7 protein-coding genes are annotated in these 7,350 nt (G+C 72.4%); 4 read left to right on the top strand and 3 right to left on the bottom strand.

From position 1 onward, the window contains the following. Nucleotides 1–67 precede the first annotated feature (67 nt). Complete coding sequence (locus tag SACHA_RS0112040; RefSeq protein ID WP_019810009.1) at nucleotides 68–529, bottom strand: MarR family winged helix-turn-helix transcriptional regulator; 462 nt, start codon at nucleotides 527–529, stop codon at nucleotides 68–70. A 111-nt stretch (nucleotides 530–640) separates the two neighbouring features. Between SACHA_RS0112040 and SACHA_RS0112045 the strand changes: the two genes are divergently transcribed. Genes SACHA_RS0112045 through SACHA_RS0112060 form a run of 4 tightly spaced genes read left to right on the top strand, consistent with a single transcriptional unit; the run spans nucleotide 641 to nucleotide 4,432 of the window. After that, entirely contained in the window at nucleotides 641–1,549 is a 909-nt protein-coding gene (locus SACHA_RS0112045; protein ID WP_019810011.1) for an SDR family NAD(P)-dependent oxidoreductase, read from the top strand. A gap of 14 nt (nucleotides 1,550–1,563) precedes the next feature. Further along, on the top strand, nucleotides 1,564–2,433 hold the full coding sequence (locus SACHA_RS0112050) for an amidohydrolase family protein (RefSeq protein ID WP_019810012.1): 870 nt from the start codon (nucleotides 1,564–1,566) through the stop codon (nucleotides 2,431–2,433). Then, entirely contained in the window at nucleotides 2,426–3,955 is a 1,530-nt protein-coding gene (locus tag SACHA_RS0112055) for an acyl-CoA synthetase (protein ID WP_019810014.1), read from the top strand. The genes SACHA_RS0112050 and SACHA_RS0112055 overlap by 8 nt, the downstream gene beginning before the upstream one ends. A 15-nt stretch (nucleotides 3,956–3,970) precedes the next feature. Further along, nucleotides 3,971–4,432, top strand: coding sequence for a MaoC family dehydratase (locus SACHA_RS0112060; protein ID WP_019810016.1), 462 nt, complete (start codon nucleotides 3,971–3,973; stop codon nucleotides 4,430–4,432). A 103-nt stretch (nucleotides 4,433–4,535) separates the two neighbouring features. Here the strand turns inward: SACHA_RS0112060 and SACHA_RS0112065 are convergent, their stop codons facing one another. Then, nucleotides 4,536–6,200 carry an AMP-binding protein gene (locus SACHA_RS0112065; protein ID WP_019810018.1) on the bottom strand — a complete coding sequence of 555 codons (1,665 nt, stop codon included), beginning with the start codon at nucleotides 6,198–6,200 and terminating at the stop codon, nucleotides 4,536–4,538. A 17-nt stretch (nucleotides 6,201–6,217) separates the two neighbouring features. Continuing rightward, a complete protein-coding gene (locus SACHA_RS0112070; protein ID WP_019810020.1) occupies nucleotides 6,218–7,240 on the bottom strand; it encodes an ABC transporter ATP-binding protein in 1,023 nt (340 codons plus the stop codon). Nucleotides 7,241–7,350: the final 110 nt, after the last annotated feature.

Raw genomic sequence — 7,350 nt, forward strand, 5'->3', positions numbered from 1 at the left:
GTCCCGGCCGGCGTGCGCCCGCCGACCCGGCCGGTCCGGGACACCGCCGCCCGGTGACCCGCACCCGTCACCGGTTCCCGCCGTCGCTGTCGGCCGTGTCCACGATCCGCGCGAGCAGCTCCCGCAGGGTGTCCTGCTCGGCGTCACTCAGCGCGCGCAGGCGGTGCCGGGTGTCCGCCCACACCCGTTCCCCCGCACGGTGCCGGACCCGCTCCCCCTCCCCGGTGGCCACCACCAGCCGGGTCCGCCGGTCGGACGGCGCGGGCCGACGCTCCACCAGCCCGGCGCCGACGAGTTCGTCCACCAGCAGCACGACCTGACTCGGGTCCAGCCCGAGCGTGTCGGCCAGTTCCCGCTGGGAGATCCCGTCCGGTGCGCGCACGGCCAGGGCCAGGACCGAGTACTGCCGGACCCGGAGCCCGTACTCGCCGAGTGCGGCGTTGGCCCCCCGGACGGCGAGTCCGCTGGCCCGGGACAGCAGGAAGCCGACGTCGTCCGTCAGCTCCGGGAAATTCATGTACTTCTCCATAGTTGACAATCTCTATTATTTCTCCCTAGCGTACAGAACGGCATCGACGGGGCGACGAAGCCTTCGGTCACGTCCCGTCCCGCATCCCCGGCGAGACAGGGAGTCGAACAAGTGGATCTTTCCGGCAAGGTCGCCATCGTGACCGGCAGCGGCCAGGGGCTGGGGCGCGCCTACGCCACCGAACTCGCACGGTGCGGCGCCTCCGTCGTCGTCAACGACGTCGACGCCACCGCCGCCGAGGCGTGCGTCGACGACATCCGGCGGGCGGGCGGCACCGCCGTCGCCGAGGTCGTCGGGGTGGGTACCAGCGAGGCCGCACAGGCCCTCGTCGACCGGGCGGTCTCCGAGTTCGGCCGGCTCGACGTCCTCGTCAACAACGCGGGCATCCTGCGGGACTCCACGCTGTGGAAGATGTCCGACGACGACTTCGACGCCGTGCTCACCACCCACCTGCGCGGCACGTTCACCTGCACCCGCGCCGCGGCGGTCCGGATGCGCGAACAGGGCGAGGGCGGCCGCATCATCTGCGTCGGCTCCCCCACCGGCCAGGTCGGCAACTTCGGGCAGACCAACTACGCCGCGGCCAAGGCCGGAATCGTCGGGATGGTGCGCACCTGGGCCCTGGAACTCGCCCGGGCCGGGGTCACGGTGAACGCCGTGGTGCCCGTCGCGGCGACCGCGATGACCGAGACCGTGCCGTTCTTCACGCGCTACGTCGAAGCGCTCTCCGCGGGCGAGCCGCTGCCCCCGTTCGCGCGGAAGGAACTCGGGTTCGGCCCGCCGGAGGACGCCGCCGGGCTGGTGGCCTTCCTCGCGTCCGACGCCGCGGCCGGGATCACCGGCCAGGCGGTCGGCATCGGCGGCGACCGGCTGTCCCTGTACTCGCACCCGGACGAGATCGTCACCGAGTTCGCCGACGGCACCGGGTGGTCGGCCGACGCGATCGCGCGGGTCTGGCCGGAGCGGTTCGCCGCCTCCGAGCAGACCACGGGCCAGCAGCTCCCCGAGGAGGCGCGGTGAACCGCACACCCGGAATGGACGTGAACGACCTGGTCGCCGTCGACGTGCACGTGCACGTCCACCAGGACCTCGACGGGCACCTCACGATGGACGACGAACTGCTCGACGCGGCGTCGGCGCACTTCAAGGCCGAGGACCCCAACCCGACCGTTCCCGAGATCGCCGAGCAGTACCGGCGGCGGCGGATGGCCGCGGTGGTCTTCACCGTGGACACCGAACTGGCGACCGGGCACCCGGCGGTGTCCAACGAGGGCATCGCCGAGGCGGCGGCCGAGCATCCGGACGTGCTGATCCCGTTCGCCTCGATCGACCCGGCGCGCGGCGTCGCCGGGATCCGGGCGGCGCGCAGACTGGTCACCGAGTACGGCGTCCGCGGGTTCAAGTTCCACCCCAGCCTGCAGGGGTTCGAACCGAACGACCGGCGGGTGTATCCGCTCTACGAGGAGATCCAGTCGCTGGGTGTCCCCGCGCTGTTCCACACCGGACAGACGGGGATCGGGTCCGGGCTGCGCGGCGGACGCGGCATCCGGTTGCGCTACTCCGATCCGATGCTGCTCGACGACGTCGCCGTGGACTTCCCGGACCTGACGATCATCATGGCGCACCCCTCGGTGCCGTGGCAGGACGCGGCGATCTCGGTCGCCCAGCACAAACCGAACGTCTACATCGACCTCTCCGGCTGGGCGCCGAAGTACTTCCCGCCACAGCTGGTGCGGGCGGCCGACACCATGCTGCGGCACAAGGTGCTGTTCGGCTCCGACTTCCCGCTGATCACACCGGAACGCTGGATCCGGGACTTCGAGCGGCTGGAGATCCGCGACGAGGTCCGTCCGCTGATCATGAAGGAGAACGCGGTCACGGCCCTGGGGTTGCGTCATGCGTAACGCCGGGCTGGGCTCGTGGCCGGAGCGTCGGCGGCGGATCTCCCCCGACCGGGACGCCGTGTGGTTCGAGGGGAGCACGACCTCGCACGCCGGTTTCGCCGAACGGGTGCGGCGGGTGGCGTCGGCGCTGGCCGCACGCGGGGTTCGCTCCGGGGACCGGGTGGCGTGGACCGGGGAGAATCACCCCTCCGCGTTGGAGACGCTGTACGCCTGCGGACAGCTCGGGGCGATCTGGGTTCCGGTCAATGCCCGGCTCACCGTCCCCGAGGCGGAGTACGTGCTCGCGCACTCCGGCTCGTCGGTCGTGCTCCACGGCCGGGAGCACGGCGAATGGGCGGACGCGCTGAGGGGGAGCCTCCCCGGGGTGCGGCACTGGATCGCGACGGAGCCGCCCTCGTCCGGGGGAACCGACTCGCTGCCGTACGAGGAGCTGCTCGCCGCGGCCGATCCCGAGCGGCGGGACCACCCGGTCACGCTCGACGACCCCTGCCTGATCATGTACACCTCCGGTACGACCGGCAGGCCCAAGGGCGCCGTGCTCACCCACGGCAACATGACGTCGAACGCGGTGAACCAGTATCTCGGCCTGCACATGGTCCCGGACGAGCGGACCCTCGCGCTCGCGCCGCTGTTCCACATCGGCGGACTCAACGGCACGGTGAACCCGGCGCTGCTCGCGGGCGGCTGCGCGGTCGTGCTGCGCCGGTTCGACCCGGCCGACACGCTGCGGGTCCTCGAACAACAGCGGGTGAACTCGTTCTTCGCCGTGCCGACCATGCTGGACGCCATGGCGCGCGAGGCGGAGTTCCACCACCGGGACCTCTCGGCGTTGCGCGGCATCGGCGCGGCGGGCGCACCGGTGCCGCTGCCGACACTGCGCACCTGGCTGGACCGCGGGGTGACGATGCAGCAGTGCTACGGGATGACCGAGGCGGCGCCGGGCTGCACCGTGCTCGACTCCGCTGACGCCGTGCGCAAGGTCGGGTCGGCGGGCAAGCCGATGTTCTTCACCGACCTGCGGGTGCTGCGCCCGGACGGCACCGACACCGACACCGACGAGGTCGGCGAGATCGTCGTGCAGGGCCCGAACGTGATGGCCGGGTACTGGAACGAGCCGGAGCGCACGGCCGAGGTCCTGGTGGACGGCTGGTACCACACCGGCGACGCCGGCTCCCTGGACGCCGAGGGCTACCTCTTCATCCACGACCGGTACAAGGACATGATCATCTCGGGTGGGGAGAACATCTACCCCGCCGAGGTGGAGTCCGCACTGCTGGAACTGCCGGAGGTCGAGGAGGCCGCCGTGATCGGTGTCCCGGACGAGACGTGGGGCGAGGTGGGGCTCGCGCTCATCCGGCCCGCCCCGGACACCGCCCCGGACGCGGACGCGATCCGCGCCGCGCTGGAGACCCGGCTCGCCCGGTTCAAGGTGCCCCGGCACGTCGAGTTCGTCGACGACCTGCCCAGGACCGCCACCGGCAAGGTCCGCAAACCCGACCTGCGGGCCCGGTACCGCCACTGACGAGGAGAACTTCGCATGAGCACCACCACGACCAGCACACTCGCCGGACTGCCCGGCCTGCAGGGCACCGAGCTGGGTACGAGCGACTGGGTCGACGTGCCGCAGGAACGGGTGAACCGGTTCGCCGAGGCGACCGGCGACCACCAGTGGATCCACGTCGACGTCGACCGTGCCCGTGCCGAGAGCCCGTTCGGCGGCCCGATCGCGCACGGCTATCTCACCCTTTCCCTGCTGATCCCGATGTGGTCGCAGGTCCTGGAGGTGACCGACGCGACGATGGCGGTGAACTACGGGCTGAACAAGGTCCGCTTCCCCGACTCCGTCCCGGTGGGCTCCCGGGTCCGGATGACCGCCACCCTGGCCGGGGTCACCGAGATCCCCGGTGGCGTGCAGGTCACCGTCTCGGCCGTGGTCGAACGGGAGGGCGGGGACAAGCCGGTGTGCATCGCCGAACCGGTGTTCCGCTTCCTCGCCTGACTCCGAACCGGAATCCCCGGACCGGCGTGTCGACCCACGGGCACGGCGCGTCGACTCGCCGGCCTGGGGTGTCGACTCGCGGGCACCTGGCGGCGACTCGCGGTCACGGGGTGGGGAGGTGGGGGGTTCGGCCGTGTGCGGCGAACTCCTGTTCCAGGGTCTCGCGGTCGGACCGGGTGAACGGGCGGTAGTCGCCCGCGCGGTCCGCGCGCCGGTACACGGGGTCGGTGGTGTGCCACGCCCGCGCACGCAGCGGCCGCTTGTCCACCTTGTTGTTGGCGGTGAGCGGGAGCGCCGACACGAGGCGGACGAACCGGGGCCACCACTTGGTGCCCAGGTCGGGCCGGGAATCGAGGAAGCGGGCGAACTCGTCCGGGTCGAAGCTGCGTCCCGGCACGAGTTCCAGCGCGCACATCACCTGGTCGCCGGTGCGCGCGTCGGGCACCGGGTACACCGCCGCCGCCGCGACCGCCGGGTGGTGGGCGAGGATGCGCTCCACCGGGGCGGCGGCGAAGTTCTCGCTGTCCACCCGCAGCCGATCCGAGGAGCGCCCCGCGAAATAGAAGAACCCGTCGGCGTCGCGGTAGGCGAGATCGCCGCTCCAGAAGTCGGCGCCGCGCACGCGCTCGGCCGTGGCCCCGGGATTGTTGTAGTAGCCCTCGAACGCGGCCGCGCCGCCGAGCGCGACCAGCTGACCGAGGGCCTCCGGGTTGCCCAGCCCGCCGTCGGCGTCGAGCTCGGCACGCGGGCACTCGGCGCCGGTGGCCTCGTCGAGCACCCGCACGTCCGCGCCGCCCACCGGGACACCGAGCGCGCCGGGTGGGGTGTCCGGGGTGCGGTTGATCCGGAAGACCCCCTCGCTGAGCCCGAACCCCTCGGAGACCACGCAGCCGAACCGGCGACGGAACCGGTCGACGTCCGCCTCCGAGGCCTCGGTGCCGAAGGCGACGGCGAGGGTGCTGTCGGCGTCCCGCGGGTCCGGCGGAGTGGACAGCACATAGGACAGTGCCCGGCCGACGTAGTTCACGTAGGTCACGCCGTACCGGTGCACGTCGGCGGAGAACTCCGAGGCGGAGAACCTCCGGCGCATCGCGATCCGCGCGCCGACGGCGACGGCCGGTGCCACGTTCATCATCACGGCGTTGCCGTGGAACAGCGGCATGCACAGATACGTCACCGACTCGCGCGCCAGACCCACCCGGTCGACCATCGTGTCCGCGAGCGCCCCGAGCCTGCCCTGGCTCACCACGACCGCCTTCGGCGCGCCGGTGGAGCCGGAGCTGAACAGTAGCAACAGCGTGTTTCCCGGTGCGGCCGCGGGACCGCCCGCGTGGTCCGGTGCGGCACCCCGGTGCGGCGCGAGGTGGGTGGTGTAACCCGGCTCATCGATGTCGAGCACCGTGCCGACCCCGTGGTCGATCCCGTCGAGCAGTCCCCGCCGGTGGGACTCGGTGACGATCAGGTCGCAGTCGGTGTGCCGGATGTCGCGGGCCAGCTCCGCACCCCGGCGGCTGGGATTGATCCCGACCAGCACGTCCCCGGACAGTGCCACCGCACCGAGCCAGAACAGGTAGTCCGGCACGTTGTCCAGCAGCACCCCGACGTGGCGCCGCCGTCCTCCGGGCACGGGCAGGTCGGCCCGCAGCGCGGCGGCACGGCAGGCGCACTCCGCCACCACCTCGGCCCAGGTCCATTCCCGGTCGCCGAAGCACAGTCCGACGGCGTCGTCGTCGGCGCGCGAGCGCAGGATGTCGGCGAAGGTCCGCACCGGTTCCTCCTTTCTCGTCACGTGGCCGGGCGCGCGGGGTCGGCGCCGTCGACGGTCACGTGGTGGCAGGCGACGTGGTGATCGGTACCGACCGTGCGCAACGGCGGCTCCGCCCGCGCGCAGAGCTCGGTCGCCCACGGACAGCGGGTCCGGAAACGGCACCCACTCGGCGGATCGAGCGGGGAGGGCAGTTCCGTGGCCCCCGGGCCGGTACCCGCCCCGCCGTCCGGGTCAACACCGCCCGTCCCCGGGGTGTGCGGCACCGACTCCAGCAGCAGCCGGGTGTAGGGGTGCGCCGCGGACGTCATCCGCCCGGCCGGCACCACCTCGCACACCTTCCCGAGGTACATCACCATGATCCGGTCGCTGACGGTGTTCACCACGGCGAGATCGTGGGCGATGAACACCATGCTCAGGCCGTGCTCCTCCTTCGCCGACTCAAGCAGGTTCAGGATCTGCGCCTGCACCGAGACGTCCAAACTGGACACCGGTTCGTCGCAGATCAGCACCCGGGGTTTGAGCAGCAGCGCGCGGGCGAGGCACACCCGCTGGCACTGGCCACCGGAGAGTTCGTGCGGTCTGCGGTGCCACACCACCGCGGGATCGAGCCCGACCGAGGACAGCACCGCCTCGATCCGCTCCCGCCCCGGCGGGGAACCCCACAGCCCGGCGCCCTCGGCCACCAGGTCGGCCACCGTCCGGCGGGGGTTCAGCGACGACACCGGGTCCTGCAGGATCATCTGCATCGGCCGGCGGGCGCGACGCAGTTCCCGCCCGGTGAGTCCGGTGAGTTCGGTGCCCGCCAGCCGCACCGACCCGGCCGTGGGCGGGGGCAGCTGCATCGCGGCCCGCCCGGCGGTCGACTTGCCGCACCCGGACTCACCGAGAACGCCCAGCGTCTCGCCCGGGAGCAGGTCGAAGCTGAGCCCGGAGACGGCGTGCACACGCTGTCGGCGGCCGACCGGGAACTCCACGACGAGGTCCTCGACCGACAGCACCGGGTCGGTGTCCGGGCGCAGGTGCACGGCGGCGCCGGTCATCGGTGCGCTCCTTCCGCGGCGAGCGGGTGGTGGCAGGCGAACAGGTGCCGTGCGGACTCCGGCCCGTCCCCCGTCGGCCCGTCCCCCGTCGGCACGGCGCCCGTCGGCAC

This window comes from Saccharomonospora halophila 8 (genome assembly GCF_000383775.1).
GTDB classification, from domain to species: Bacteria; Actinomycetota; Actinomycetes; order Mycobacteriales; family Pseudonocardiaceae; genus Saccharomonospora; species Saccharomonospora halophila.